The organism is Pseudorhodoplanes sp. (genome assembly GCA_032027085.1).
Taxonomy (GTDB): domain Bacteria; phylum Pseudomonadota; class Alphaproteobacteria; order Rhizobiales; family Xanthobacteraceae; genus Pseudorhodoplanes.
The window spans coordinates 4,880,249-4,905,796 of sequence record JAVSMS010000001.1 but is presented as its reverse complement, the minus strand read 5'-3'; the positions used below and the strand labels follow the sequence as shown (position 1 = coordinate 4,905,796).

Below are 25,548 nucleotides of genomic sequence, written 5' to 3'. Positions count from 1 at the left end.
GCTAGCTGCCGCATCCTGTCTGCTTCCCCGTCAACGTCACTATCGAGGATCGGCCATGGCCGGGTTCAAGACCCTTGCCACGCTCATGTTGTGCAGCGTTATGTTCGCCGGCCTGTCGCCCGTGCAGGCGCAGCAGCCGCGGCCGCAGCAGGCGCAGCCGTCAAAGCCGCAGCCCTCGAAGGACGCGATCGGCAGCGTCGCCAATGTCACACAGCCAGCGACCGTGGCGCGCGGCGGCAATTCATCGGCGCTCAGGAAAGGCGATGAGATCAAGAAGGGCGACCGCCTGCAGACCGGCGCCGGCGGCGCGCTCGGCGTCACCTTCGACGACGAAACCACGTTCAGCCTGACAGCCAATGCCAACATCGTGGTCGACGAGTTCGTCTATCGCAAAGGAGCGAAGGGCAATGCGGTGATCAACGTGACCCGCGGCACGGTCGGCTTCGTTGCGGCACAGGTCGCGAAAACTGGCAACATGCGCATCACGACGCCCACCGCGACGCTGGCCATCCGCGGCACGACCGGCGTCGTTGAGGTTCCGGCCGGCCAGCCCACCAACGTCAAGCTCTATCCGGATGCGAATGGCGCGGTTGGACGTATCGAAATTTTCGGACGTGACGGTACGCGGCTTGGCGAATTGACGCGCGCGGCGACCGGTCTTGCGATTCAATTGGCCGCGCAGCGGCTGGTTGCCGTGCCGCTGAATATTTCGCCGGAGCAGTTGCTGCGCGACCGCAACCTGGTGCGCCAGGTCTTCTCGCTGCAGGGCATCGGCCGCCAGCTCATCAATCAGCGGCTCAACCTGCGCAACCTCGATCCGCGCAACCTGCCGGGCGCGCCGCAGATCCCGTCGATCCCGGGCCTGCCGTCCATCCCGGGTCTGCCAAGATTGCCGTAGGCAAACACACCCGCTGTCATCGCCCGCGAAAGCGGGCGATTCAGTAAACACAATGCATTCCGACATTACTCGATGCCCCGCTGCGCGGGGGCATGACACTGGATGCGTATCCGAATTATAAGGTTGTTTCAGCCGATCTGGTCTGCGATCTGGCGTGCTTCGGTCGGAGTCTCGCCGCTGACGAGCGCCTGGTTATAGGCGCGCATGCGCAGCAGTGCCTGGTCCGGCACCTGGCGGACGACACGGCGCGAGCGTTCGTCGATGACACGGAAGATCACTTCGCGCGTTTGCGCGTCGATGAAGACTTCTCGCGTCAGCATCGGTTGCTGTTGCAGCGTCGTGGATTGTGGACGCGCGGAATCGACAGCTGCGGTCACGGCTTTGGGAGCCGCGAGTTCGGTCGCCACAGCCTGGCGCACCGGCGCAGAATCCGGGCGAGGCAGGACCGCTCCTGCGACGATTGCCGTTGGCTTTATGGTGACTGCGGTATCCACGCGATCCCGTTGTGTATCGAAACCAATTTTTCAAAACTTGCGGGGGCGATAGTGCGTCGCACGATTTTAAGGTTTCGTTAGGGAACGCGGTGAATGCCCGGCGACCAAAGTCGCGCGTAGTTAATTTAAAATGTCGCGTTCGCGGTCCTCGGGAGCGCTGCGAAACGCGATGCGAGCCGCGTTTGCGGAATTCATGCGCGGCGGCACTGCGACCCTTTGACACGCATGGATTGAAATAACCGGTCGTTAGCCGCCGTCTGGTTGTTTCGCGGCATGACCCAGGCCGATTCCGCAAACGATAAAGCATCCCGCCGCGCAGCGCTGTTCCGGGAATCGACAGGCCAGCGCCTGCAGCGCGCCGTGTTCGGTTCGCTGCGTGCGATCCAGCCGAAGCGCGCCGGCAGCGTGGCGTTGACCGCCCGCTTCATGCTCCGCGATTTGCTGGGCGGGGCAGGCCTTCCCGATCCGCTCAGCGCGCCAAAATCGCATGACGGCTTGTGCGGCACCGCCCGTGATTTGTCTGTGAGTACGTTGCTGGAAGCGCATTCGCACGGGCTGCATCCGGCATCGCATGCGGGGCCGGTCAAGTGGTGGTCCCCGCCGGAACGCTGCGTGCTTTTCTTCGACGAGTTTCATATGTCCAAGCGCCTGCGTTCGCGGTTGCGCCAGGCGCGTCATACGGTCACCTTCGACCGCGACTTTGAAGCCGTCATCACCGCCTGCGCCGAGCCGCGCCCCGGCAAATGGCCGGTGACCTGGATCACGCCAAAGCTGATGCACGCCTATGCAGCGTTACATGACGGCGGCTTTGCGCATTCCTTTGAAGTCTGGAACAGGGACAGCGAACTGGTCGGCGGCGGTTATGGCGTGGCGATCGGCGGCATCTTCATCGTCGAGTCGCAATTCGCGCGCGAGGACAACGCCTCCAAGATCGGCTTTTCTGTTCTCAACTGGCACCTTGCCCATTGGGGATTCGCGCTGAACGACAACAAAGGCCCGGCGCGTCATGTGCTCGAGATGGGTTTCCGTGTGATCCCGCGGGGGGACTATCTTGCCCGTCTCCCCGGCATCGTCAGTCAGCCGGGCCGTACGGGTCCATGGCGCGTGGAAGCGGATCTTCCGACCGTCGCCGCCTGGCAGCCAGGTTCGGCCGGGCATATGCAAGCGGCGGAATAGCGGGGTCTCTTCCGCGCCGGTGTCGAAAAACCTCGACCCGCCGTCTTGACTTCATTCCTATCTAGGACTATCCTCCTGCCATCCTGCTCCACGCAAGGGGCGTCTGATCAGCGTCATGAGATGCGGGGCAGGGTGCGGTGGCCGCGAAGGGGCGTGAGACGCACGCCCGTCGCGGAGGCCCAAGCCGCGGCGATCCGGCCCACCGGCCGTGGGTCACCAGCGGAGGATACCAAGACCAGCCGCCCGGCCATGCCGGTCCACGGTGTCTGTCCTCCGGGGTTGTCGCGGAGCAAGCCTCACACACCGCGCGCGGAACGCCGTCGTTTCCGGCTTTCCGTGGTGACTAGAAATCTCGTGTGGCCAACAACGGCTTGCTGCACGAGGCCGCGGGCAGGCTGAGAGCCCGGCGTTCCGCGCGCCCTTGTAAATGGGGCAAGGAAGGAACGGTCCTTCGGAATGAAGGCGAACCCGGCGCCTCAAACAATACGGGCGATGAGTCACGTCGTCATTCCGGGAGGGCAAAGCGCTGGACGTGGAATCCAGATGCAAACTCAGCGTCCGCCTCTGGATTTCCGGGTTCGCGCCTGACAGCGCGCCCCGGAATGACCAGGAGTGAAGCTTGCCCTTTCAGCCCCGCGTGGCTACATCAGCGCTGTTTTTCCCAGACATTGCGTCGCCGAGCGCCCCGGGCGCGGGGATGCCGTGTTGCCTCCAACAGGAACCAGGAATGAACGGTCGCCAGTTCGTCTATTTCATGCAGGGTCTGACCAAGACCTATCCGGGCAACCGCAAGGTGCTCGAGAACATCCATCTGCAATTCTACCCGGACGCGAAAATCGGCGTGCTCGGCGTGAACGGCGCCGGCAAATCCACGCTCCTGCGCATCATGGCCGGTATCGACAAGGACTATTCAGGCGAGGCCTGGGTCGCCGAGGGCGCCCGCGTCGGGTATCTCGAGCAGGAGCCGCAGCTCGATCCGAAAAAGACCGTGCGCGAAAATGTCATGGAAGGCGTCGGCAAGCAGAAGGCGATTCTGGATCGCTATAACGAGCTTGCGATGAACTATTCCGACGAGACCGCCGACGAGATGACCAGATTGCAGGACGAGATCGAGGCCAAGGGGCTGTGGGATCTTGATTCCAAGGTCGATCAGGCGATGGATGCCTTGCGCTGCCCGGCCGACGACGCCGATGTCGCGAAGCTTTCGGGCGGCGAGCGCCGCCGTGTGGCGCTGTGCAAGCTTTTGCTCGATCAGCCCGAACTGCTGCTGCTCGACGAGCCGACCAACCATCTCGACGCCGAGTCGGTGGCGTGGCTGGAAGGCCATCTGCGCAATTATCCGGGCGCGATCCTGATCGTCACCCACGACCGCTACTTCCTCGACAACGTCACCGGCTGGATTCTCGAGCTCGATCGCGGCCGCGGCATTCCCTACGAGGGCAATTACTCGTCCTGGCTGGTGCAGAAGCAGAAGCGTCTGGAGCAGGAAGGGCGCGAGGAAGCGGCGCATCAGCGCACGCTGGCGCGCGAGCAGGAATGGATCGCGGCCTCGCCCAAGGCGCGTCAGGCAAAATCCAAGGCGCGCTATCAGCGCTACGAGGAATTGCTTGCCAAGGCCGGCGAGAAGCAGACGCAGACCGCACAGATCGTCATTCCCGTGGCCGAACGGCTCGGCCAGAATGTCATCGACTTTGACGGCCTCACCAAGGGCTTTGGCGATCAGCTCCTGATCGACAACCTCACCTTCAAGCTGCCGGCCGGTGGCATTGTCGGCGTGATCGGCCCGAACGGCGCCGGCAAGACGACTCTGTTCCGCATGATCACCGGCCAGGAAAAGCCGGACAAGGGCACGATCAAGATCGGCGAATCGGTGCGGCTCGGCTATGTCGACCAGTCGCGCGACGCGCTCGACGGCAGCAAGAGCGTGTGGGAGGAAATCTCCGGCGGCGCCGATGTGCTGCAGCTCGGCAAGCGCGAAGTGAACAGCCGCGCTTATTGTTCGGCCTTCAACTTCAAGGGCGCGGACCAGCAGAAGAAAGTGGGCTCACTTTCCGGCGGCGAACGCAACCGCGTGCATCTTGCCAAGATGCTTAAATCCGGCGCCAACGTGCTGCTGCTCGACGAGCCGACCAATGATCTCGACGTCGACACCCTGCGCGCGCTGGAAGAGGCGCTGGAGGATTTCGCCGGCTGCGCGGTGATCATCAGCCACGACCGCTGGTTCCTCGACCGCATCGCCACCCACATGCTCGCCTTCGAGGGCGACAGCCATGTCGAATGGTTTGAGGGCAATTTCCAGGACTACGAGGCCGACAAGATGCGGCGCCTGGGCACGGATTCCACCATTCCCCACCGCATCAAGTACAAAAAATTGACACGATGAGTGTTGAAAGAGCGGCTCATGCGGGTTCTGCGATATTTGCGACGGACGATGCCGAGGATGGCTGTTTCGGCCGTTATGCTTGCCGCGGTTGCGGTCGGCGTGCTGGCCTTTCCGCAGCCTCTGTTCGCCTATCACGTTGAATACGGACAATTGCAGCTTTGGTCGGATCAGCCGTTTGACGAGCGACAGGGGCGGCGTGTGCTGGCTGATATTGCCGGCCGCATCGAGGCGTCGCCGCTCGCGCTTGGCGAGAACGCGCATCGCATCTTCGTCGCCAATACCGAATGGCGGCGGCTCGTGTTTCTGTGGAATTATGGCGCAGGCGGCGTGAATTACTATCCGCTGCGCAATGTCTTTATCCGGCAATCGGACATTGACGGAAATCGCGTGCTGCGCGATGCCGGCCCGGTGCCGTTGCCGCGCACGCTTGCTTATTTCGGCGCGCATGAGATCGGCCATTCGTTGATTGGAGAAAAAATCGGCATGCTCGCCAACTGGCGTTTGCCGGTATGGATCCGCGAAGGGCTGGCCGATTATGTTGGCTTCGGGCGCGAGGCCGATATCGATGCACTGACCAAAGCGTTCCTGGCCGAGGAACCCGATCTTGATCCTCGTCGTTCGGGCCTTTACGCGCGTTATCGGCTTCTTGTTGCCTATATGATCAAGCATGAAGGCTGGTCGGTCGAGCGATTGCTTGGCTCTCAATTGTCACAGGATGAAGCTGAGCGGCGCCTTCTCGCCCGCTATACCCGCGCCATCTCCCAACAGCAGAACTCGGATTTTTCAAACTGGTAAGAACCCATGTCGATGACGCCTGAAACGCCCATTATCGCGGATCGCACCCTGCGCCCGCTGCCGCAGCTGATCTTCGGTTCGCGCTGGCTGCAATTGCCGCTCTATGTCGGCCTTATCGTCGCCCAGGGCGTCTATGTCTTCCTGTTCCTCAAGGAGCTGTGGCATCTCGTCCAGCACACCGCCGATCTCTCCGAACAGCAGATCATGCTGGTCGTACTCGGCCTGATCGATGTGGTGATGATCTCGAACCTTCTGGTGATGGTCATCGTCGGCGGCTACGAGACCTTCGTGTCGCGGCTCGGCCTGCAAGGCCATCCCGACCAGCCGGAATGGCTCAGCCACGTCAATGCCAGCGTGCTCAAGATCAAGCTCGCCATGGCGATCATCGGCATCTCCTCGATCCATCTGCTGCGCACCTTCATCGAGGCCGGCAATCTCGGAACCTCGCGTGCGAATTTCACCGCCGAAGGCGTGATGTGGCAGACCATCATCCATGTGGTGTTCATCCTCTCGGCGATCGGCATTTCGGTTGTGGACCGCATCAGCAATCCCCCTGCAGCGCGCGCGTCCAACGGGCACCAGCATTGATGGGGCGCGGCGTGATCCGGATCGCTTCTCAGGCAAGCCGGATCGTCGCTGCCACGATTTTTGCAATCCCGATTTTCTTCGGTGCCGCGGTTGCGCAGACCGGAAACGTGGCTTTCCAGCAATGGCTACACGGGCTGTGGCCGGAAGCGCAAAAGCTCGGTGTCGCACGCAAAGTCTTCGACGAGGTCACGCGCGGGCTTGAGCCGGACCTTTCATTGCCGGATCTCGTCTTGCCCGGGCGGCCGGAACGGCAACCCGATCAGGCCGAATTCGTGCAGACGCCGGCCGACTATCTGAAAGAAGCCTCGCTCGCCCGTCTCGCCGATCAAGGCCGCAAATTGCTCAACGAACATCGCGCCACGCTGGCCAAGATCGAGCAGCAATTCGGCGTTCCACCGGCTGTCGTGCTGGCAATCTGGGGCCGCGAGACGGCATTCGGCAACGCAAGACTTTCACACGATGCAATCCGCGTGCTGGCGACGCAGGCCTATACCGGTCGTCGTAAGGACATGTTCCGCGCTGAATTCATCGCCGCGTTGAAAATGTTGCAGGACGGTCTGGTCAAACGCGCCGACATGAAAAGCTCATGGGGCGGCGCGATGGGAATGACGCAATTCCTGCCGACCGAATTCTACAAGCACGCCGTTGATTTCGACGGCGACGGCCGTGCCGATATTTTCAAATCTGTGCCCGACGCGCTCGCCTCCGCCGCGAAGCAATTAATGAACAAGGGCTGGCAGCGCGGTTTGCGCTGGGCTTATGAGGTGAAGGCGCCGCCGCGTTTCGATTGTATGCTGGCCGTGCCGGAGGTGCAGCATCCCATTCATGTCTGGATCAAGGGCGGGTTCGCGCCGGTCTCGGGGCAGAAGCTGAGCAATGCGGAAGTTGCTGAGACTGCTTCCGTCTTGCAGCCGGAAGGCAGTCTCGGGCCGTCCTTCCTGACGACGAAGAATTACTTCGTCATCAAGGACTACAATTTCTCTGATCTCTACGTGTTGTTCGTCGGCAATCTGTCGGACCGCATCGCCGGTGGCAGAGGCTTCGTCCAGCCCTGGGGCAAGTCCGAACAGATGAAGACGGCGCAGGTCGAGGAGATGCAGCGCATCATGACCGCGCGTGGTCTGTACAAGGACAAGATCGACGGCAAGGCCGGCATGCTGACGCGGGCGGCGCTCGGCGCCTACCAGAAGGCCAGCGGCCTGAAGGTGGATTGCTGGCCGCATGTCTCGGTGCTCGAGCACATGCAGAGGCGACCACATGCACGCTGAACAGACCAAGAGAAAACCCGGCGGAGCGGATGCTCGCCGGGTTTCTTCAAATCAGGCTGTGCTACGTAAATTAATGGCAGACCTCGACGCGGCGGGTGCGCCACGCATAACCGTCCCAGAAACGTTCCCTGCGGATGCGGCAGACCGGCTCGTCGTAGTAATAGGTCGGCGCCGGCGCGTAATAGGCGGGCGGCGGGGGCGGCGCGGCACTGGCGGCACCGGCAATCAGTGCACCCGCAGCGACGCCGCCGAGGATGCCATATGTCAGGGCGCGGCCGCTCTTGCTGGCCTCGGCCTCACTCGACAACGCAATCACCGAACCCGTCAGGGTCACGGCGGCAACGAGTGCAATGAAAACCTTCTTCATCAGTGTTCTCCTGAAGCGGCGCCGGCGGAATCGCCGGGCGCCTCGTCCCTCTGGGTCTATAGCGTCAACCCGCTCCCGGCGGAACTCTTGGGCGGCAATTCTGGCGTAAAATTGATGGACAAAGCGTTGATGGCCGGGACGCCCTTCGGCGCCCCGTTATCAACAGGGGGACAGGCGTCAGTAGCAGACGCGGACGCGCCGGACGACCCAGCCGTACCCGTTCCAGACGCGCTGGCGCTGGATGTAGCAGCCCGGGCCATAACCCGGACCATAGCTATAATATGGTCCTGGTCCGTAATAGCCGTAGGGCCCGTAGGCACCGGCTGCACCAGCAATAATGGCGCCGGCCGCCAGTCCGCCGATCACGGCGCCGGGGACCCACCAGCCACGGCGGGCCTCGGCTTCGGTCGGAGAGGCGATCGCCGCAACAGCAACAAGCGCGGCGGCTGCGACGGCAGTCATGGTTTTGGTCATGGCGTTCCTCACGCGAGTTTAGCGCAATACAACGGTTTCCTTGCCGACAGGTTCCCGCTTTGCGTGTGAACAATGTCTGAACGTCCCGGCCGGCCGAGCGGTGACGTTTTCGTGATGGTTTGCAAAGGGTTGCTTGGCCTGGGATGGCATGATTGCGGCACGATGCCGGCGATCCTGATGATCGGGCCTCAAGTCGCGCGGAGAGCTCCAGTCTTGCCGCGCTGAGCTCCAGCGATATCTCGTCCGCGTGATGGTGAACTCACATCCTTTCAGGACTCATTGACGCCTTTGGCCGCATCCTCGTCCGCTTCGCTCACTCATGCCCGGTCGAAATATCTGCAGGCATCAGCGGCGCGATATCACGCAAGACTCTCTTAAGATGTGATGCGCGCTCAGATTCGCGGACGCGATTCGTTCGGCGCGAACAGAAGCGAACCTTGTGTCATTATGAGACGAGGACAGCGCATTCAATCTCCGCCATTCTGCTCACGTGTAATTGGTCATGAACTGAATTTCGAGGCGCTGAGCCGCTATTATTCGATCGCGTCTCCGCAGTTGGAATGAATGCAAGCTCAGAGAAATAGGTCGCCGTCGACCAATTCCACGACACGACAATGCTGATCGATGATGACGTCGCCAATCGCGAGATTCCTGTGCAAGTGGATCGTCAACTGCGTCGTGGGATTGAGTGGACGGTCGACGAGGTCGGGCCTTGCGATGTTCGATTTACGGAATCGATCACCAAGAAGGTGGGCGTTCATCGATCAGCCGATATTCTGGCTCACCGCGCACCTTCGATGCGGGGCTTTGTCATCACTCCCCGCATTGTAGCTGAAATAAGAATGTGCTCCATGCCCGGCCATTTCGCTGAGAGTCCAGCACTCAACAGTTCGCTGGCGGCATCCCCAACAGGGCGCGAACTGAACGCCACGCGACAGACGTCACCCAAGATCAGGGGCTGAGTTATATTTGGCAGGACCCCGCCTTCGCTGCCATCTGGATCGACTCGGCAGGCACATTGTGCCATTGGATAATACAACTTATGATTGATTTATTGTTCCCTTTTTGTTCTAATGCGTCGAGGGACACGAAAGGGGAGGGGTGCCATGTCGATGGAAATTTTCGTCTTTTCAGATCGCCGGCTGGGCTCCATTGCCGAGTGGCAAGGGGCCGTCGATGCCGAGAGCTTCGCCCTGCGCATTTCGGACAAGAGGCCGTTTGCCGCACTGAGCGGCTTTTTGCCGATGCAGCTCGAAGGCCGGGGCTCCGGTTGCGAGTGCGATCATTATGACGCCGGCGAGATCATGGATGGTTTTGCCGACATCGAGTTCAGCCGCCGGTGGCGGCATGTTCTGGCTCTCCGTTTCGGCGGATACATCGACGAATGCATCTGCGCCTATATGGCGGGCGCCGCCTATGCGCGCGCGACCGAGGGCTGCGTCCTTGATGGTGAGGAAGGCCGGCTGCTGACGCCGCGCGAAGCGGTGAATGTCGTGCGCGAACTGTTGAAGTTCAGGAAGGGACGGCAAGCCGAGCGCGGTGAGCACGAGACATGCTGATCCTGGCTGCAATGGCAGCGGTGTTGACGGCAATGCTGCTGGCTCCGTTTGCGCGGCGCGCATCATCAAGCTTCTGGTCAGCTAGCCGAAGACCTGGGCCCGAAGATTTCGCTGGTGCGGAGCTTCGACTTCTCCGTGACCGGGCATTCGGCAAACGCCACCTCGATCGCATGTGACGCGCCATGCACCGGAAATTTCGCGGTGAAGGTGCCAGCTCTCAGTCTGGTGACACGCAGCAGCAGATTCTGCGCGGATTGCAGTTGATCGACGAACTCCGAGACTTCCTTTTTGTCGTCGATGATGATCAGCTTTTCGCGCGCGAAGAACTTGGCTTTGGGGAAGCGGCCGGGCTTCTCGTCAAAGCGGTAGGCAAGGGCGGCGGTGCGGTCGGAGCCAATTCGCGTATTGAAGCGAAGACGGATCACCGGCCGGGTCCGGAAGCACATAAGCTGCACTTCGCCCTCGTAAAAATTCCCGGAGAGGATGTGAAATCGGCTGATTGAGAGCCAGGCGGTGGTCACCTCCGAGCCGCCTACAGGATCGTGGCGCCGCTCGAATTTCCACTGACCGGTGTCGGGTTCTTGTGGCTCGGGCTCGGTGCGGACCAGGTCCTGGGCGCAGGCGCCGAGACACAGGGACAGCAGCGTGAAGGCCGCCGAGTACGAGGCCCCGCGCAAGATCCGAACAGGGCCGCCAGGCGCCTGCAAGATGCCCTCCTGCTTCCGCGGACATTCTGCAACTTATGCGTGTATACTGCAATGATTAAATCGTATCGAAAAGGCCCTTCGAGGCCGCGATCTGCAGCACCTGTACGCTCTCTGGCAATTCGATAAGAAATTCCGCATCGCGCGGTAGGTGGTGGATGCGCTGGGGATCCGGTCCGGCAAAGCGCGACATCGCTTCCACGCTTTCCCAATAGGAGATTGTGATGAACTCGCTCTCTCCGGAGCGGTCCTCGCGCAAGAGCTGAACCGCCAGCGCCTTCTCTTCAAGCGGGCGGATGCCCTGCTCGTAAAGATACCGGGCATAGTCATCTGCCTTGGCCTCGGGGACCTGTCCGCGCCAGACGCGGGCAATTTTCGGTTTGACGCTGGCGTGCGCGCTCATCGTACGACCTCCTTCAAAAATGCATCCCTGCCAACATGGAACAATCAACCTCTGCGGCAAGTTGACGCGGTGCTTGGTTGTCCAGAGAAGTGGCGGAGGTGCACGACCAAGAAAAGAAAAGTCATGTCACATCGGCTCTCCAACTCCGGCGGAATACGGGGCAAAACACCCGCCTACCCAACTGCGCGTTTCAGGGCGTGGTTTCCTCTCTTGCGGTTGCGCTGGCCGCGAGTGAGAGCTGCCGTCGTGTCAGCGTCGGCCATTGCGCTCGCGATCGCCGGCATGGCGGTGGCGCAGGAATACCACTCGAATCCATGGCTGCTGTCGTGGATCCCGGCGACCTGTTGCGTGACCAACGATTGCTGCTGGGAAATATCGGAGCGCGAAGTGCGGCCGCTGCCGAACGATGAATGGCAGATCGTCGCCACCGGCCAGATTCGCAAGCGCACCGATTGGTCGCCCGACGGCAAGTTCTATCGTTGCGCTTGCGATTACGATCAGGGCGACAAGCACTGGATCAGGCATCAGGGCGCGAATACGCGCTGCCTGTTTGTGCCGATGCGGACGGCGGGTCGCTGGCTGGGTCTGACCAAATAGCTGGTCGGACTTTCGAACCGATGGCGCACACGATTTAGGGGCAATCTTCGCCGCGGCCGGCGATTCCGGCTGAAAACGCATGCTCTTTCAGCCTGCGTGTTGCCGATGATGAATGCGCCCATTGCGCCGACGCCGTATGCCACCGCGGCTGCGAGCGCGCCCAGCACGAGCATTTCCAGCCCCGAAACCAGCCGGCCGCGTGCGGTGAAGCGCGCTCGGCCGGCGCCGACCGCGAACAATGCCGCCAGAGCCAGTATTGTCGCCGCCGCAAAGCGGATGGTCACGACCCAGCGCACAAGATAGGAAACCAGCGGCACGATACCGGCGACAACGAAACCGGCAAAGGTCGCGATGCCGTGTGGCGCCGCGTGCCGCCAGGTTGGCAGCGCCTCCGCTCCGGTATCGAGCGGCGCGACAACACGTTGTCACGCCCATGGAAGAACCGTCAGCGAGAAGATTGGCGGAGCCGAGAATGAGAATGACGACGGTGTCATGCCAGTTGCGGAGTTGAGCATCCGGCGGCGTTGTCGTCTGCATCATGATTTGTCTCGGCGTCCGGGGCGTAGGACCGCCGGCAGGTGACTCCGCTCATAGCCAACCATGCGCGCCGAGCACGGCGGCGGCAACGGTGAAGGCGCTTGCGCTCAACAAAGCGATGTGCAGCCTCTGGATGAGCGTGAAGATTGCCTCGGGATCGCTCTGCGCCCGCGCCATGAACCAGCGGTGCAGCACCAGGGGCTCCAGCACGAACAGCATCAGGGTGAAGATCGCCCAGAGGCCGAGCATGGCATGCATCCACCAGAAGCGGTGGTCAGCGAAGCGCGACCAAGCGTCGAGCCGCGCGGTCATCCAGATGCCGGACAGGCCGGCAGTGAGTGTCGAGATGCGTGCCTGTACGGCGAAGCGGCGCTCGATCTTCTCGAACAGAGCCACGCGCTCACGCGACGCAGCGAGGTGCCGTACCGCCGGCAGCAGCACCATCGTGACGAAGGCAACCCCGCCGATCCAGTGCACGACTGACAGAACGTGCAGCGCGCGGGCAAGGGTGAGATCGGCCATCGGGAGGCGTGTCAGAGCTCGCTGATGAAGAAGCGTAACCTGTCACGCCACGAGTGCAAGGTCGGGGAACGCTCAATCGACCTAAATCCCGTACCCGCGATTGTAGCTGTCAATAAGCTGATTGTAGTCGCGCAGCAGGCGTTGGGGGGATCCCTCGACCATCCAGCCGCTGCCGGCGCTGAGCATCATCCGGTCGCCGGAACTATACGGCATCTTGTCGCGCACACGGCGCATCAATTTCTTGGATGTCGTGAGATAGGCTTTGGCGTGGCCGATGAACATTGAACCTATCTTGGCGTCGCCGCCGGACGCGGCGAGGTGTTCGGTTGCCTTGATAGTGTTTTCATACTCGTTCAAGGCCTGCGTGAGCGCCGCAAGATCAGGCTTCTCCGTGTTCTGCGCGCGCAGCACGCGCTTGGCATGGATCATCATTGCCTCGACGTGATAACGCGTCTTGCGCCCCTCCTTCTGCTCGATCTCGGCGAGCCTTTCTGCCGCACGCCGGTCGTTGACGGCTTCTATTTTGTCGCGCAGTGTCTTGTCAGCTTCGGCAAACGCATCCCAGGCGGCAACGAGGCGCGGATGCATGGCCTTTCCCTTGGCCATTTTGTCATCCTTGTAGTTCTCCTGCGAGTAATAGTCGTCCGCGTCTTTGAGAAGCGGCTCAAGCTTGCCTACCGCGTCCGCATAGGCGGAAGCTGCGGCTTCGAGCGTCTGATCGCGCGGCTCCAGGGAGTTGGCCCTTTCGACATTCTTGCGGCAGCCAGACGTGTCATAGATGGTATAGGTCCCGTAGATGATCCGCTCTTTGCCGGTCGGCCCGCTCTTCGCAGCCCAGCTGAAATAGCGTGCGCGGGCGGAATAGGAGCGCTCGGACAATCGGTTGATGCAGCCGACATAGGCGTTCATCTTTTCGGTGAGCGACTGCGTGGGTGAGGGCGGCGCCTGTACCTGCGCGGTGGCCGGGACGGTGAGAAGTTGAACGAGAAGGCAAGCGCCTCCGGCGAACAGCAATCTACGAACAGAATCCATAGCAGCCCCCTTAATTCATGCGGCGCAGTGCCAGCGCGCCCGTCATTAGTCGTGCATCAAAGGATTGGGTTCATCGCGCCACGATGTTCCACGATGACATGCCGGATGGCGTTCGCAAATCAAAGCTTCTTGGCCCCTCCATTTAGACCTTGATCCCCGATCTAAGCCGCGCGGCGGGTGGGAAGCTTTTGCGCGCCTTTCGCCGCTGGTATCGAGATGTTGCAGCCGCAGGGTCAAAATGAGGAGCTACATCAGGTCGGCATTGACCCACAGATGGGTCAAGACGCTGGCGACGTATCCAAGCGCAATGGCCCAGGCCCAGCGGAGGTGGTTCATGAAGGTATAGTGGTTGCGCACCAAGCCCATCAGCACCACGCCCGCCGCCGAGCCGATGGACACAAGACTGCCGCCGACACCGGTGCTCAATGTAATGAGCATCCATTGGCCGCTCGACATGTCGGGGTTCATCGTGAGCACGGCGAACATCAGCGGAATATTATCGAAGGCCGCACCGAGAATGCCGATAGCGATATTGGCGAAGGTGGGTCCGAGATCGATGTAAAGATAGTTCGACAATTGCGCGAGATAGCCGATGACGCCCAGTCCGGCGACCGCGAAGATGATGCCAAAGAAAAACAGCAGCGTGTCCCATTCCACGCGCCGCATCTCTTTCAAGGAATCCAGCGCCATATCGCTGTTGTCGATGCGACGCGCAGTGACCTGGAGAAGGTAGCTGTACATCTGCAGATATCCGAGGCCCAGCATCATGCCGAGCGCGGGTGGCAGATTGAAAAAGCTCTTGAACGAGACGGCCGTCGCGAGCGTGGCCGCAAATAGCCAGATCACCACGGCGCCGCCGGGTTTCAAACGCCTGATCTCGCCCGACGATGGCGGCGTGCCTTTCGGAACGCTGAAATGCATGAAGACTGCCGGTACGAGAAAATTCACCAGCGAGGGAAGAAACAGATAGAAGAATTCCAGGAATTGCAGCTTGCCCTTCTGCCACACCATCAGGGAGGTGATGTCGCCAAACGGGGAGAAGACGCCACCGGCGTTGGCCGCGACGACGACGATGATGCAGCCGAGCACGATGAAGTGGTAATGGCCCACCCCGACCGCCACCACCACCGTGCCCAGCACCAAAGCTGTGGTGAGGTTGTCGATGATCGGCCCGAACAGGAAGGCGAGGCCGCCCACCATCCAGAACAGCTGGCGGTAGGAGAGGCCGATCGTCACCAGCCGCGTGCGCAGCGCGTCGAACACGCGCCGCTCCTGCATGGTGTTCACATAAGTGATCGCCACCACCAGGAACAGCATCAGCTCGCCGTAATCGAGAAGAACGTGCTTGGCGGCGGTTTCCAGCGCGGCGCTCTCGCCATGCATGGCATAGGCGAGGCCGAGCAGCGCCCAGATCAGGCCGGCCGCCAGCATCACCGGCTTTGATTTGTGCAGCTGAATGGCCTTTTCGATGACGACAAAGCCGTAGGCCACGAAGAAGATCAGGAGCGACAGATAGCCGACCGGATGCCGCGTCAGATCAAGTGGCGCCGATGCGGTTGCCGCCTCGGCAGACGAGGCGAGGCCGACGACCATCGCCAAAGCCGGCGCGAACCGCCATCGTCCGATACTACGCGTCATGCTGGCCGCCCCTCATGTCGCTATCGCCCATGATTGTCGACGACCACCTCGCTCCGATGCAAGCCGGCGCGGCGTGACGATCTCACGCAGCGCCGCACCCGCACGCCGGTTCGTCCTGCCGGAGATGCGGGGCGGATCGCCGATGCGCGCAGCCCGTACTTGTGCATCGCACAACCGCGGCCCGGCTCTCCGGCTGCGATCGCCAGCGCCTAGCGTGCGCCCGACTGCAGGGGGCCGAACACAATCGTCTGCCCCTTGGGGCCGCGAAAATGCAACGTCCAGTCAGTGAAATGGCTCTCGTCGGTACAGGCGTTGCCGCCGCCATGCAGGATCAGGCTGATGCTCTGACCGGTACCGCCGGCGCGCTGCAGGATACCGCTCACCGTGGCCGGCGTGGTGAGCGTCCATTCCTTGTAGAGACTGGGGCCAAGCCCGGCATCTTTGCGCTCGCCGTGCGGGTCGACTTCGAAGATCGAGATGCTGCGCGGAAGAACGAGCGTCGCGGCACCCGTCTGGCCCTGCTTGTTGCGGAAGGTGAAGACCAGCCTGTCCTTCTGCCGCTGCACCATGAGCGCGAAGGGGCCGGCGCCGTCGATCAGGCTGTCTTCGTCGTCGGCTTCGCCGCCATAACGTTGCGCGGTCTTGCCGAAAGCCAGCCGTTCAACAATGCCCAGCCGATGCGCGTCGAGTTTTTCAGTCGCCACAAGGCGCGCGCCGGGATTAGTGCAGCACGCGCAGGCCGAAGCGGGTGCCGGCATGGCGACCGCGATCAGCGCGGCGCCGGCCAATGCCGTCGTCAGCCCGCTCAAGAGAAGCTGCGTCAGGCTGCGGCACATGTTGGCCATGCGGCCGGCACGCCAGCGTCCGGTCCGCTTCGACAGGCCGGTGGGCGCGGCACGGTGCAGCATTTCACGATCCTTTTCGGTGATTTTGCAATCAGGAATAGGGTGAAAGCATCGTCCAGCATCGCGTTGGTGTAAACCCGGCGTGTGTGGGCAAGCCGCGGCACCTTGCTGCGAGCGCAGGTCCAGTTACCTTGCCGCCATGACTCGCAAAAGCCCGAGCGTAGCTGTCGATTGCGTTGTGTTTGACGAGGACGGCCGCCTGCTTTTGATTCGCCGCCGCAACCCACCCTTCGCCGGCCAGTTCGCGCTGCCCGGCGGATTCGTCGATTATGGCGAGAGTACCGAAGCGGCGGCGCGGCGCGAATTGCTGGAGGAAACCGGACTTGCGGCGCGCAGCCTGCGCCTGGTCGGCGTTTATTCACATCCGCATCGCGATCCGCGCGGCCACACGATTGGCATTGCCTATCTGGCCGTCACCGAGGGCACCACGCCGAGAGCGGGCGACGACGCCGCCGAAGCCGAATTCCGGGCCGACTGGCGCGAGCTTGATCTCGCATTCGATCACAGCGAGATTGCCAGCGACGCGGCCCGGTTGCTCAGTGCCGAACAGCGATAATTCCCGGCGGCAACGTCAGCGCTTCGTCATTTAAGACGTCATCGCCCGTCACCGCGCGGTGGTCTGTGCGTAGCGCGCGTAAAGGGACCGGGCCACTGTCTGCAGCGCCTGATCGGCCTTCTCGCCGGGGAAATTGGTCGCGACCACAATCGCGGTGTCGCTTTGCGGATCGATCAGAATGGTCGCGAGATTCATGCTGTTCGAACCGTTATGCGTAAGCACCGGACGGTTGCCGGTCCATGCATAGGCAACGATGCCCCAGCCGAGTGCATAGCCGCCGGATTTCGGAGTCCCCGGTTTCGGGTTGTCGATGGTCATCGTAACGCGCTCGCGGTGGAGGCGTTTCAGCGTGTCTGCTTTCACCAGTGCCGGCCCGCGCTTGCCCTGTGACGCGTTCCATGCGCCCCAGCGCACGAAGTCGCGGATCGACAGATGCGCGATGCCGGCCGGTCCCATCACCGCCGGCACATCCGCGCCGGGTCCCCACGGGCGCGGTGTAACCTTGCCTTGCGCATCGACATCGTGGCCGACCGCCGCGTCGATCCGGCCCATGGTGGCCTGCGGGCCGAGACCCGCGGTCTTCAGGCCGAGCGGTTCGAAAACACGTCGTGTAATGAGTTCGTCCCAGGAGACGCCCGCCGCCTTCTCGATCATCGCGCCGACCGCCATGTAGCCGAGATTGGAATATTGAAACGGCGCGTCCGCCTTCACCACCGGCTCGTGCTTGCCGAAAGTGCGCAGGATGCGCAGCCGCGCCTGCGGGAGCGTCTCTTCGTAAGCGTCGCCGCTGATATAGAGTTCATAGATTTCCTTGGTGTCCGTCGGGATGCCGCTGGTATGCGACAACAATTGTTCCAGCGTGATCGCCGCGAATTTCGGATGAATGCCGGGCAGGTCGGCGCCGAGCAACTCGCCGATCGTCGAGTCCCAGCGCAGCTTGCCTTCTTCCACCAGCATGCCGGCGAGGGTCGCGGTCATCGCCTTGGTGTCCGAGCCGATATGAAACCGGTCGTCGAGCGTCACCTTGATGTTGCGGCCGAGCATGCGCGTGCCGACCGCTCCGGCCGCGACGATGCGTCCGTTCTTTGCAACGGCGGCGGCAAGCGCCGGCAAACCAAACTCCTTGCGCGTGTTTTCCAGAAGCGCGGCAAGTGATTGCTCCTGCGCCGTTGCAACCGGGCCTGCAAAGAGCGGAGCGGCGAGGGCAAGGGCAGCGGCAAGATAACGAATCTTCATGCGAGTCTCCGAACCGAAGAACGCGATGATCGGGATAAACGGCTAATACTCTCTTCAGATTTGCTGGGTGCGTCCAATCGGGGTCGCGATTCGTTCTTCGCGAACAAATGCGAACTGTGTGCCAATGTGAAACGCTTCCGGTGATAGCCGCGGCGGAAGCCCCCGATTGCGGCGCGCCTTGCACGGAGTACGCTGCCGACATGCGACGACACGCAATTGCGATAAGCTGGATGCTGGCCGCATCGGTTCTGGTGGCTGCTGCCGGCGCATTGGGCGAGGGCGCCGCGCCGGCGGACTCGCTGTATCGCGCGGTCGTGGTCGTGACCGGGACCGGCGAACAGAACCGCATGACCGGCTTTGCGCAGGGGCTTCGTGATGTGCTGGTGAAGCTGACCGGCGACTCGACCATTGTGGAGGATCGCCGCTTGGCGGACATGGCGGCAAATGCCGTCTCGCTGGTGCGGAGCTTCAGCTATCGGGACCGCCTCGAAGGCAGACCGTTACGCGACGAGCAAGGCACCTATGACCGGCCGCATAATCTCACCGTTGCTTTCGATGCGGACAAGATCGATGCGCTGGTGCACAGGCTCGGCCGCACGCCGTGGCGTGCCGTCCGCCCGCGCGTGGTCGTGATGCTGGGCGTGGAAAACGTCAAAGCCGCCTACATGCTGGCGGCAGATGGCGACCTCGACCGCAGCGAGGACATGCGCGAATCCTTTGCGGCCGCCGCGGAGCAGCTCGCAATTCCGCTGACATTTCCCGCGCGCGACCGGCTGGAGGCCCGCGGCCTGGATGCGAGAGCGCTGGCCAATGTGACAATGGCCGACGCGCTGGCGCTTGCGCGCGAGAGCGGGGGCGACGCGGCGCTTGTCGGCCGGATGATGTTCAGCGAAGAGGCGCTCGGCTGGATCGCCCGGTGGCGCGTCGTGCATGAGGGCAGGACGCAGGAGTGGGAGCTGCGCGGTGTCGGCTTCGACGACGCCTTCCGCAACGCCATGCGCGGAACCGCGCAAATTCTCTCAGGACATGGTCCGCCACGGCAACGGCAATGAAAGATTTGGTTTTTCTCGCCGCCAGAACCGCGCTCGAAAACGTCTCTTAACTTTTGTCCAAAGCCGAACAGCACGAGCCCGATTCGTTCTCCGCGAACAGATGTGAACACCGGTGGCCTTCAGTGCGTAGCACTCATGAAGCGAATCGGAACGCGAGATCGAATGGGAAGACCGGAATTTCGCTACGCTCCATCCGGACTACTGGTTCACCTTGCAAGAAAAAGGGCGGCGACGGCTGCTGTGTGGCGCCAAAATCTCAGTGTTGCAGGTAATAATGCGTAATCAGATTCATTTCGACAAATATGACGATCAAGATCGCGTTGCACGCCCACGCAACGGTCAAGAGCCGGGCCAGCATGCGCCAGAACTGCTCGTGGACATTGTTCGAGCATCGCCAGATCGAAACAAGAATCCAGACGGTATAGGGAATAAAGCAAAGCAGGAGAATCTGACGCAGCGCAACGGCCTCGGCAAGAAACGCAAGCAGATATGTCGCGATCATCGCGCTGCTGACCGCTACCCCGTACAGCCAGAACACTCGCCAAAGCGGCTGCTGCCCCCGCCAGGCGGCAAGCTCCGGAGCAAAGAACCGGGCGGCGAAATGAGTCATGCTGGGTGCCGTGAAGACATTGCGCGGGTGCCGCAAGACCATTGGATAGCCATGCGCTGACCGGAACGCATTGGTGGCCCGGACGCTGCTATCCAGTTTGCCGCGCGCCAGCGTACCGCCTGCCGCCTGGATGGACAATGGCGTTCGCAAACGCGCGGATCACAGCCAACCTCCGCTCAATGGGTGCTGCGGATTTAAAGCGAGTACCCGCGTGGCGACATGTAGGAACAGCAAATCGGTGGCGAATGGAAAACCGGATTGCGGTCCGCTCCATCCGGGCTACGCTTGCTCTGCGCCGGTTCACCTGCTCATGCGGGCCGTGCCGCTGCGATCAGCGCCATCGCACCGGCCTCTGATCGCAAGCGTGTGATGGCACCGCTGCGCGGTGAGCGCAGGTGCGTCTGGTCGGGCATGATGCCCCGACAGCCCGTCAGGCTTCCCCGGAGGGATGAGACATGACCGAGGACATCTCGCTCAGCGAATTTCGTTCAATGGACGAGGTCAAGGCGCTGCAGACTTATATCGACGCACTGACAGCGTTCGACGCGATCGAGCAGCTTCAGGAGTTGAAGCGCATCGAGCGCGCAACGGTGACGCCGCAATCAAGCGTTCTCGATGTCGGCTGCGGGTTCGGCTTGGAGACCGAACGGCTGGCGCGGCTCGCACCTGGCCAGCCTGCCGCCGGCATCGACGAGAGCGCGCATTTCATCGAGGTCGCCAAACGCCGCGCAGTGGCCGCGGGACTTAAGATCGATTACCGCGCGGGAGTGGCGGAAAAGCTGCCTTACGCCGATGCGTCATTCGTTCATGTGCGCGCGGAGCGCCTCTTGATCTATCTCACCGATGTGCGCCGCGCGCTCTCCGAGATGAAGCGCGTGCTGAAGCCCGGCGGCGTGATCGCGCTCATCGAGCCGGACTTCGGAACGACCACGGTCAATGTCAGCGACCGGGCGCTGGTCCGCCGTGTGATGGCGCACGAGGCCGACACCGCCGTGAAGCAGAGCTGGTTGCCCGGTCAGCTCGCCGGAATGCTGACCGGTCTCGGCTTGCGCGATATAGCGGTGCATACGCGCGTTGTGATCTTTCCGCAGGATCTCGGCGCCGAATATTTTTCCAGCACCGCGGAGAATGCGCAAAAGGACGGCGCGATCTCGCAGGCCGAGCGCGCGGCATGGGATGCTGAGATCGCGCAATTGCAGAAGTCCGGCGCGCTGTTCGGCACGGTGGACTATTTCCTGTTCACGGCGCGGGAGTAGGGCGCGGGTGCCAGAGCGGTGCTCTGCGGTGCCGCCTCAAAGCGAATAGCCCGATGGGAAAATGTGGGGCGCAGAAAATTGGTTATAAATGGGAATCCGGATTGCGCTTCGCTCCATCCGGGCTCCGCTTGCGTTCGCCGATGCTCAATCCGGCCTACACTTGCTGTATGAATTTGGCTGCCGCTTTCCCATTCTTAGAAAGCGCAGCCCGGATTAGCGTGAGCGAAATCCGGCTACGCTTGCTAGACCTCAACGCTTGCCTGCACTTGTGCGATTCAACAGATGATACGTTGAAATGGATTTCCGTGGTTGGCATTAGGTATGCAATTTTCCCGCGCCGTAATCGTGTAAACGACAATATCGGGTGGGATGCCGAATGTCGCGCTTGTAAAGCCGTTTAATGTCTTCTTGACGATTCGATCGTTTGGGTTTTTCATCGCTTTTGAGCCGAATGTATCCCACGAATTCTTCAAAGATTGCTTGGGCCATTCATTTGCTTCAGTCCATTCCGGATACACACTCATAAATAGAGCTGAGAGCGCGTCGAGCGCGCGCTTTGACTGACTTTCGGTGTAATTGACGATTGGGAAGTTTACCCGGAGTGTGTGTATGCGTTCACCCTCACCTGCCGCGATTACGGAGAGAGGAATTTCTGGGTTGGACGCAACCCAAACTGTCTCGCCTGAAGCAAGTGCATTGGACAACCGCGACTTTTCAGCTTTAAATCTACTTTCAAGCTTTGCGATCACCTTCTGATCGCCAGCTTTCGTTGTGACGAACAGATCTTCCGGTGTTTCAATTTTGACGACGTCGCCGCTCTTGTCACCAGCAAGCAGCCTGATGAGGTCCGAACGTGTGAGTGGCAGCCAAGGAAGGCCACTATCGGTCCGGGCCAGGAACAACGATGCGGCAAGGGCGGCAACGGCTACGCCTGACACGCCGATGACCAGAAATTTTCTCATTGCCACTATCCTGCGCGATCCGCGCAAATTTAGACGTGGAAGTGTGTTGAGAGAAATGGGTCGTGATAACAACCCTAATGGTTGGTTGAGTGAATTGACGCTCGTGTTGCTTTTGAAAAAGAAAGTGGCCGGGCAACAGCCCGGCCACAAAATAATTCTCTGACAAGGTCTGTGAATTACAGCGCCTTGTTGCTCTCCTTCACCTTGTCGGCATCGACATAAACCTGGCCGCCAAGTTCGGCGAACTTCCTTGACATCTCCGCCATGCCTTCGAGTGCGGTTTTTTCATTGTTCCCAAGGCTCGCCGCGTAATCGCGCACGTCCTGGGTGATCTTCATCGAGCAGAATTTCGGTCCGCACATCGAGCAGAAATGCGCCACCTTGTGCGCGTCCTTCGGCAGCGTCTCGTCGTGATATTCGCGCGCGGTGTCGGGATCGAGGCCGAGATTGAACTGGTCCTCCCAGCGGAAGTCGAAGCGCGCACGCGAGAGCGCGTCATCTCGCAATTGCGCCGCCGGATGGCCCTTGGCGAGATCGGCGGCATGGGCGGCGATCTTGTAGGTGATCACGCCTTCCTTGACGTCGTCGCGGTCGGGCAGGCCGAGATGCTCCTTCGGCGTCACGTAGCAGAGCATGGCGCAGCCGAACCAGCCGATCATGGCGGCGCCGATGCCGGACGTGATGTGGTCGTAGCCCGGCGCGATGTCGGTGGTGAGCGGTCCGAGCGTGTAGAAGGGCGCCTCGCCGCATTCCTTCAGCTGCTTGTCCATGTTGATCTTGATCTTGTGCATTGGCACATGGCCGGGGCCCTCGATCATGACCTGGCAGCCTTTCTTCCAGGCGATCTGGGTGAGCTCGCCGAGCGTCTCGAGCTCGGCGAATTGCGCGCGGTCATTGGCGTCGGCGATCGAGCCGGGACGCAAACCGTCGCCGAGAGAGAACGCCACATCATACTTGCGCATGATGTCGCAGATCTCATCGAAGCGCTCGTAGAGGAAGCTTTCCTTGTGCCGCGACAGGCACCACTTCGCCAGGATCGAGCCGCCGCGCGAGACGATGCCGGTGACGCGGTTGGCGGTGAGCGGCACATAGGCGAGGCGCACGCCGGCATGGATGGTGAAATAGTCCACGCCCTGCTCGCATTGCTCGATCAGCGTGTCCTTGTAGCATTCCCAGTCGAGCTTGACCGGGTCTCCGTTCACCTTCTCCAGCGCCTGATAGATCGGCACCGTGCCAATCGGCACCGGCGCATTGCGGATGATCCATTCGCGCGTATTGTGGATGTTGCGGCCGGTGGAGAGGTCCATCACCGTGTCGGCGCCCCAGCGGATCGCCCACACCATCTTCTCGATCTCTTCTTCGACGGAAGAGGTGACAGCCGAGTTGCCGATATTGGCGTTGATCTTCACCAGGAAATTGCGGCCGATGATCATCGGCTCGAGTTCGCCGTGATTGATGTTCGAGGGAATGATCGCGCGGCCGCGCGCGATCTCCTCGCGCACGAATTCCGGCGTGATGAACGGCGGAATGGACGCTCCGAAGCTTTCGCCGTCGGCCAGGGCTGCTTCCGCGCGCTCGAGCATCTTCTTGCGGCCGAGATTCTCGCGCTCGGCGACATAGATCATCTCCTTGGTGACGACGCCGGCTTTGGCGAATTCATATTGCGTCACCGGCGCATCGCCGACGCCGCGCAAAGGCTTCGGTGTGTTCGGGAAAGCGCGGGCGAGATGTTTGCCCGTGACATTGCCATTGTCGACCGGCTGGATCGGGCGGCCTTCATATTCCTCCACACCGCCGCGTTCCTTCACCCACAGGATGCGCGTGCGCGGCAATCCCTTTTCCACATCGATCGCAACATTGTCGTCGGTATAGGGACCCGACGTATCGTAGACCGGCAGCGGCGGCTCGCCGGAAGCGTCCGACAGCTTGATCTCGCGCAAGGGCACGCGCAGGTCAGGCGCGGCATCCGGCGTGACATGGATCTTGCGCGAGGCGGGCAGGGCGCCGGTCGTCACTTTCGGCGTCTCGATCTTTGGATTGTGGATGTTCATTTTTCTCTCCAGACGGGCTTCGCGGCCCAGTAACCGAAATAGCAAAGCACTGCGCCGAGCAGCAGCACGACGATCCCGCCGGCCAAGCTGAAGGCGGGGAATTCAAAAAGCGGCGCCCAGAGCGTCTGCATGGCGCGCATCGCCACGATCCATGTCAGTGAATCGATGATGCTCATCCAGCCGAGCAGGGTGATGATGATGGGCCAGTCGCCGACCCAGACATTATGCGCAAGCACGAGTGCGGTGCCGGCGATCGGTCCGATCACCGAAACGACATAGATCAGCGCGGAATCGTCCAGCATGTCGCTGACCATGGCGGCATAGGCAGCCGGATTGAGCAGCATGCTGAAGCCGGCCGCGACCAGAGCCGGACCGAGCAATTTGGCGAGATAGATGGAGGGTGACATTGGCGTCCTGTCCCTTCGCCGGCATGACCCGGATCAGGTTCAAAGGGTCACCGCAGACCGCGGTATCTCAGCCCCATAACGGGACCCCCCTCGGAACGGCGCTAATGTAGGCCCGTTTGACCTCCTGTCAATCGACGCGGGCGCATGACAGAACGCAGCCGCCAATCGCTTGCTTGTCGTCCCAGCCGAGGGGCGCCAGCCCCGAGAGCCGGGTCCGTACTCCGCGCATTCTGACGGTGCCGCTTGCGCGTTTCGCGCGCGTCCGGGGCGACAAGTGTGCCAGCCGATGCCGTACCTACGGCGCCGCATGCGAGAACGGCATTCCGGCAACAGGCGTCGAGGGCGAGGCGACATCGCGCGCGCCCATCAACCCGGCTGCACGTGCGATTCGTCCTGCGTCGACGGCGAGGCGAAAGGCCTTCGCCATCACGACCGGATCAGCGGCCTTCGCAATGGCCGTGTTGAGCAGCACCGCGTCATAGCCGAGTTCCAATGCCTGCGCGGCATGCGAGGGCGCGCCGAGTCCGGCGTCGACCACCAGCGTCACATCAGGCAGGCGCTCGCGCAGGAGGCTGAGTGCATCGCGGTTGAGAAGGCCGCGCGCGCTGCCGATCGGGGCCGCCCAAGGCATCACCACGCGGCAGCCGGCATCGACCAGCCGTTGCGCGACGCTCAGGTCTTCCGTGCAATACGGGAAAACGTCAAAACCATCCCTGATGAGGATGCTTGCCGCTTCAACGAGCCCGATCACATCCGGCTGCAGCGTCTTGTCGTCGGCGATGACTTCGAGCTTGATCCAGTTGGTGCCGAAGAGTTCGCGTGCGAGCCTGGCGGTGGTGACCGCGTCGCGCACCGTGTAGCAGCCAGCGGTGTTGGGAAGGACCGTCACATCGAGATCGCGGACCAGCGCACGAAGGGATTGTCCGCTCGTGTCGCCGGCGGCGGCGCGGCGCAGCGACAGCGTGATGATCTCGGCGCCGGAGGCTTCGATCACCTGCTGCATCAAAGTGGGCGAGGCATAGAGCCCGGTGCCGGTCAGCAGGCGGGAAGAGAACATCTTGCCGTAGAACGACACCAT

At 61.8% G+C, this 25,548-nt stretch carries 27 protein-coding genes and 1 riboswitch; of the genes, 12 read left to right on the top strand and 15 right to left on the bottom strand.

Translation table 11 applies throughout. The annotated features are described in order from the left end of the window. Window positions 1-55 precede the first annotated feature (55 nt). Entirely contained in the window at window positions 56-898 is an 843-nt protein-coding gene (locus RO009_24105) for a FecR domain-containing protein (protein ID MDT3688115.1), read from the top strand. 128 nt (window positions 899-1,026) lie between these two features. On the opposite strand, the gene RO009_24100 is transcribed toward RO009_24105, so the two are convergent. Further along, window positions 1,027-1,305 carry a hypothetical protein gene (locus RO009_24100; GenBank protein MDT3688114.1) on the bottom strand — a complete coding sequence of 93 codons (279 nt, stop codon included), beginning with the start codon at window positions 1,303-1,305 and terminating at the stop codon, window positions 1,027-1,029. Window positions 1,306-1,665: 360 nt separating this feature from the next. Here RO009_24100 and RO009_24095 point away from each other — a divergent pair, with 360 nt between their 5' ends. The 5 genes from RO009_24095 to RO009_24075 all read left to right on the top strand — a co-directional run bounded on the left by RO009_24095 (window position 1,666) and on the right by RO009_24075 (window position 7,602). Next, complete coding sequence (locus RO009_24095; protein ID MDT3688113.1) at window positions 1,666-2,568, top strand: leucyl/phenylalanyl-tRNA--protein transferase; 903 nt, start codon at window positions 1,666-1,668, stop codon at window positions 2,566-2,568. A 727-nt stretch (window positions 2,569-3,295) separates the two neighbouring features. After that, the gene (gene ettA, locus RO009_24090; GenBank protein ID MDT3688112.1) at window positions 3,296-4,951 is read left to right on the top strand and encodes an energy-dependent translational throttle protein EttA; all 1,656 of its coding nucleotides are present in this window, start codon (window positions 3,296-3,298) and stop codon (window positions 4,949-4,951) included. Between the two features lie 57 nt (window positions 4,952-5,008). Then, window positions 5,009-5,746, top strand: coding sequence for a hypothetical protein (locus tag RO009_24085; protein MDT3688111.1), 738 nt, complete (start codon window positions 5,009-5,011; stop codon window positions 5,744-5,746). 6 nt (window positions 5,747-5,752) lie between these two features. Continuing rightward, entirely contained in the window at window positions 5,753-6,334 is a 582-nt protein-coding gene (locus tag RO009_24080; protein MDT3688110.1) for a TIGR00645 family protein, read from the top strand. 65 nt (window positions 6,335-6,399) lie between these two features. Next, complete coding sequence (locus RO009_24075) at window positions 6,400-7,602, top strand: lytic murein transglycosylase (protein MDT3688109.1); 1,203 nt, start codon at window positions 6,400-6,402, stop codon at window positions 7,600-7,602. Window positions 7,603-7,672: 70 nt separating this feature from the next. Here the strand turns inward: RO009_24075 and RO009_24070 are convergent, their stop codons facing one another. Both RO009_24070 and RO009_24065 read right to left on the bottom strand, forming a co-directional pair. Continuing rightward, window positions 7,673-7,969, bottom strand: a complete 297-nt coding sequence (locus RO009_24070; GenBank protein MDT3688108.1) for a hypothetical protein — start codon at window positions 7,967-7,969, stop codon at window positions 7,673-7,675. Between the two features lie 177 nt (window positions 7,970-8,146). After that, a complete protein-coding gene (locus RO009_24065) occupies window positions 8,147-8,443 on the bottom strand; it encodes a hypothetical protein (GenBank protein ID MDT3688107.1) in 297 nt (98 codons plus the stop codon). Between the two features lie 614 nt (window positions 8,444-9,057). On the opposite strand from RO009_24065, the gene RO009_24060 reads away from it, so the two are divergent. Continuing rightward, window positions 9,058-9,405, top strand: coding sequence for a hypothetical protein (locus RO009_24060; GenBank protein MDT3688106.1), 348 nt, complete (start codon window positions 9,058-9,060; stop codon window positions 9,403-9,405). 144 nt (window positions 9,406-9,549) lie between these two features. Further along, window positions 9,550-10,002 carry a hypothetical protein gene (locus RO009_24055; protein MDT3688105.1) on the top strand — a complete coding sequence of 151 codons (453 nt, stop codon included), beginning with the start codon at window positions 9,550-9,552 and terminating at the stop codon, window positions 10,000-10,002. Window positions 10,003-10,079: 77 nt separating this feature from the next. Here RO009_24055 and RO009_24050 read toward each other — a convergent pair whose 3' ends face one another. Both RO009_24050 and RO009_24045 read right to left on the bottom strand, forming a co-directional pair. Then, a complete protein-coding gene (locus RO009_24050) occupies window positions 10,080-10,709 on the bottom strand; it encodes a hypothetical protein (protein ID MDT3688104.1) in 630 nt (209 codons plus the stop codon). Between the two features lie 55 nt (window positions 10,710-10,764). Beyond that, window positions 10,765-11,109 (bottom strand): hypothetical protein, encoded by a 345-nt coding sequence (locus RO009_24045; protein MDT3688103.1) that lies wholly within the window; start codon window positions 11,107-11,109, stop codon window positions 10,765-10,767. A gap of 246 nt (window positions 11,110-11,355) precedes the next feature. On the opposite strand from RO009_24045, the gene RO009_24040 reads away from it, so the two are divergent. Continuing rightward, on the top strand, window positions 11,356-11,706 hold the full coding sequence (locus tag RO009_24040) for a hypothetical protein (GenBank protein MDT3688102.1): 351 nt from the start codon (window positions 11,356-11,358) through the stop codon (window positions 11,704-11,706). 588 nt (window positions 11,707-12,294) lie between these two features. On the opposite strand, the gene RO009_24035 is transcribed toward RO009_24040, so the two are convergent. The 4 genes from RO009_24035 to RO009_24020 all read right to left on the bottom strand — a co-directional run bounded on the left by RO009_24035 (window position 12,295) and on the right by RO009_24020 (window position 16,343). Then, window positions 12,295-12,765: a hypothetical protein gene (locus RO009_24035; GenBank protein ID MDT3688101.1), complete on the bottom strand. Its 471-nt coding sequence runs from the start codon at window positions 12,763-12,765 to the stop codon at window positions 12,295-12,297. Between the two features lie 81 nt (window positions 12,766-12,846). Continuing rightward, on the bottom strand, window positions 12,847-13,797 hold the full coding sequence (locus tag RO009_24030; protein MDT3688100.1) for a YiiG family protein: 951 nt from the start codon (window positions 13,795-13,797) through the stop codon (window positions 12,847-12,849). 246 nt (window positions 13,798-14,043) lie between these two features. Then, a complete protein-coding gene (gene nhaD / locus RO009_24025; protein ID MDT3688099.1) occupies window positions 14,044-15,435 on the bottom strand; it encodes a sodium:proton antiporter NhaD in 1,392 nt (463 codons plus the stop codon). A 209-nt stretch (window positions 15,436-15,644) separates the two neighbouring features. Beyond that, window positions 15,645-16,343, bottom strand: coding sequence for a hypothetical protein (locus RO009_24020; protein MDT3688098.1), 699 nt, complete (start codon window positions 16,341-16,343; stop codon window positions 15,645-15,647). Between the two features lie 136 nt (window positions 16,344-16,479). Between RO009_24020 and RO009_24015 the strand changes: the two genes are divergently transcribed. Continuing rightward, entirely contained in the window at window positions 16,480-16,896 is a 417-nt protein-coding gene (locus RO009_24015) for an NUDIX hydrolase (protein ID MDT3688097.1), read from the top strand. 48 nt (window positions 16,897-16,944) lie between these two features. On the opposite strand, the gene RO009_24010 is transcribed toward RO009_24015, so the two are convergent. Beyond that, window positions 16,945-18,132, bottom strand: coding sequence for a serine hydrolase domain-containing protein (locus RO009_24010; GenBank protein MDT3688096.1), 1,188 nt, complete (start codon window positions 18,130-18,132; stop codon window positions 16,945-16,947). Between the two features lie 200 nt (window positions 18,133-18,332). On the opposite strand from RO009_24010, the gene RO009_24005 reads away from it, so the two are divergent. Then, on the top strand, window positions 18,333-19,184 hold the full coding sequence (locus tag RO009_24005) for a DUF2066 domain-containing protein (protein MDT3688095.1): 852 nt from the start codon (window positions 18,333-18,335) through the stop codon (window positions 19,182-19,184). A gap of 256 nt (window positions 19,185-19,440) precedes the next feature. Here the strand turns inward: RO009_24005 and RO009_24000 are convergent, their stop codons facing one another. Continuing rightward, complete coding sequence (locus RO009_24000; GenBank protein MDT3688094.1) at window positions 19,441-19,932, bottom strand: hypothetical protein; 492 nt, start codon at window positions 19,930-19,932, stop codon at window positions 19,441-19,443. A 317-nt stretch (window positions 19,933-20,249) separates the two neighbouring features. Here RO009_24000 and RO009_23995 point away from each other — a divergent pair, with 317 nt between their 5' ends. Continuing rightward, on the top strand, window positions 20,250-21,050 hold the full coding sequence (locus tag RO009_23995; GenBank protein ID MDT3688093.1) for a methyltransferase domain-containing protein: 801 nt from the start codon (window positions 20,250-20,252) through the stop codon (window positions 21,048-21,050). 275 nt (window positions 21,051-21,325) lie between these two features. On the opposite strand, the gene RO009_23990 is transcribed toward RO009_23995, so the two are convergent. From RO009_23990 to RO009_23975, 4 genes are all read right to left on the bottom strand, one after another. Further along, window positions 21,326-22,012 (bottom strand): hypothetical protein, encoded by a 687-nt coding sequence (locus RO009_23990; GenBank protein MDT3688092.1) that lies wholly within the window; start codon window positions 22,010-22,012, stop codon window positions 21,326-21,328. Between the two features lie 176 nt (window positions 22,013-22,188). Next, window positions 22,189-24,063 (bottom strand): phosphomethylpyrimidine synthase ThiC, encoded by a 1,875-nt coding sequence (thiC, locus tag RO009_23985; protein ID MDT3688091.1) that lies wholly within the window; start codon window positions 24,061-24,063, stop codon window positions 22,189-22,191. Next, on the bottom strand, window positions 24,060-24,470 hold the full coding sequence (locus tag RO009_23980; GenBank protein MDT3688090.1) for a hypothetical protein: 411 nt from the start codon (window positions 24,468-24,470) through the stop codon (window positions 24,060-24,062). Before RO009_23980 ends, thiC begins: the two co-directional genes overlap by 4 nt. Beyond that, window positions 24,464-24,571, bottom strand: a riboswitch (TPP riboswitch). It overlaps the preceding gene by 7 nt. Before the next feature lie 194 nt (window positions 24,572-24,765). Further along, a complete protein-coding gene (locus RO009_23975; GenBank protein ID MDT3688089.1) occupies window positions 24,766-25,548 on the bottom strand; it encodes a thiazole synthase in 783 nt (260 codons plus the stop codon).

Excerpts from the sequence above, each read along its gene's own strand:
- RO009_24035 (MDT3688101.1), bottom strand. The coding sequence starts at position 12,765 with ATGGCCGATCTCACCCTTGCCCGCGCGCTGCACGTTCTGTCAGTCGTG.
- RO009_24105 (MDT3688115.1), top strand. The coding sequence starts at position 56 with ATGGCCGGGTTCAAGACCCTTGCCACGCTCATGTTGTGCAGCGTTATG.
- RO009_24095 (MDT3688113.1), top strand. The coding sequence starts at position 1,666 with ATGACCCAGGCCGATTCCGCAAACGATAAAGCATCCCGCCGCGCAGCG.
- RO009_24010 (MDT3688096.1), bottom strand. The coding sequence starts at position 18,132 with ATGAAGATTCGTTATCTTGCCGCTGCCCTTGCCCTCGCCGCTCCGCTC.
- RO009_24030 (MDT3688100.1), bottom strand. The coding sequence starts at position 13,797 with ATGGATTCTGTTCGTAGATTGCTGTTCGCCGGAGGCGCTTGCCTTCTC.
- thiC (MDT3688091.1), bottom strand. The coding sequence starts at position 24,063 with ATGAACATCCACAATCCAAAGATCGAGACGCCGAAAGTGACGACCGGC.
- nhaD (MDT3688099.1), bottom strand. The coding sequence starts at position 15,435 with ATGACGCGTAGTATCGGACGATGGCGGTTCGCGCCGGCTTTGGCGATG.
- RO009_24020 (MDT3688098.1), bottom strand. The coding sequence starts at position 16,343 with ATGCTGCACCGTGCCGCGCCCACCGGCCTGTCGAAGCGGACCGGACGC.
- RO009_23995 (MDT3688093.1), top strand. The coding sequence starts at position 20,250 with ATGACCGAGGACATCTCGCTCAGCGAATTTCGTTCAATGGACGAGGTC.
- RO009_24070 (MDT3688108.1), bottom strand. The coding sequence starts at position 7,969 with ATGAAGAAGGTTTTCATTGCACTCGTTGCCGCCGTGACCCTGACGGGT.
- RO009_23975 (MDT3688089.1), bottom strand. The coding sequence starts at position 25,548 with ATGGTGTCGTTCTACGGCAAGATGTTCTCTTCCCGCCTGCTGACCGGC.
- RO009_23990 (MDT3688092.1), bottom strand. The coding sequence starts at position 22,012 with ATGAGAAAATTTCTGGTCATCGGCGTGTCAGGCGTAGCCGTTGCCGCC.
- RO009_24005 (MDT3688095.1), top strand. The coding sequence starts at position 18,333 with ATGCGACGACACGCAATTGCGATAAGCTGGATGCTGGCCGCATCGGTT.
- RO009_24080 (MDT3688110.1), top strand. The coding sequence starts at position 5,753 with ATGTCGATGACGCCTGAAACGCCCATTATCGCGGATCGCACCCTGCGC.
- ettA (MDT3688112.1), top strand. The coding sequence starts at position 3,296 with ATGAACGGTCGCCAGTTCGTCTATTTCATGCAGGGTCTGACCAAGACC.
- RO009_24045 (MDT3688103.1), bottom strand. The coding sequence starts at position 11,109 with ATGAGCGCGCACGCCAGCGTCAAACCGAAAATTGCCCGCGTCTGGCGC.
- RO009_24085 (MDT3688111.1), top strand. The coding sequence starts at position 5,009 with ATGGCTGTTTCGGCCGTTATGCTTGCCGCGGTTGCGGTCGGCGTGCTG.
- RO009_24055 (MDT3688105.1), top strand. The coding sequence starts at position 9,550 with ATGTCGATGGAAATTTTCGTCTTTTCAGATCGCCGGCTGGGCTCCATT.
- RO009_23980 (MDT3688090.1), bottom strand. The coding sequence starts at position 24,470 with ATGTCACCCTCCATCTATCTCGCCAAATTGCTCGGTCCGGCTCTGGTC.
- RO009_24060 (MDT3688106.1), top strand. The coding sequence starts at position 9,058 with ATGCTGATCGATGATGACGTCGCCAATCGCGAGATTCCTGTGCAAGTG.
- RO009_24015 (MDT3688097.1), top strand. The coding sequence starts at position 16,480 with ATGACTCGCAAAAGCCCGAGCGTAGCTGTCGATTGCGTTGTGTTTGAC.
- RO009_24065 (MDT3688107.1), bottom strand. The coding sequence starts at position 8,443 with ATGACCAAAACCATGACTGCCGTCGCAGCCGCCGCGCTTGTTGCTGTT.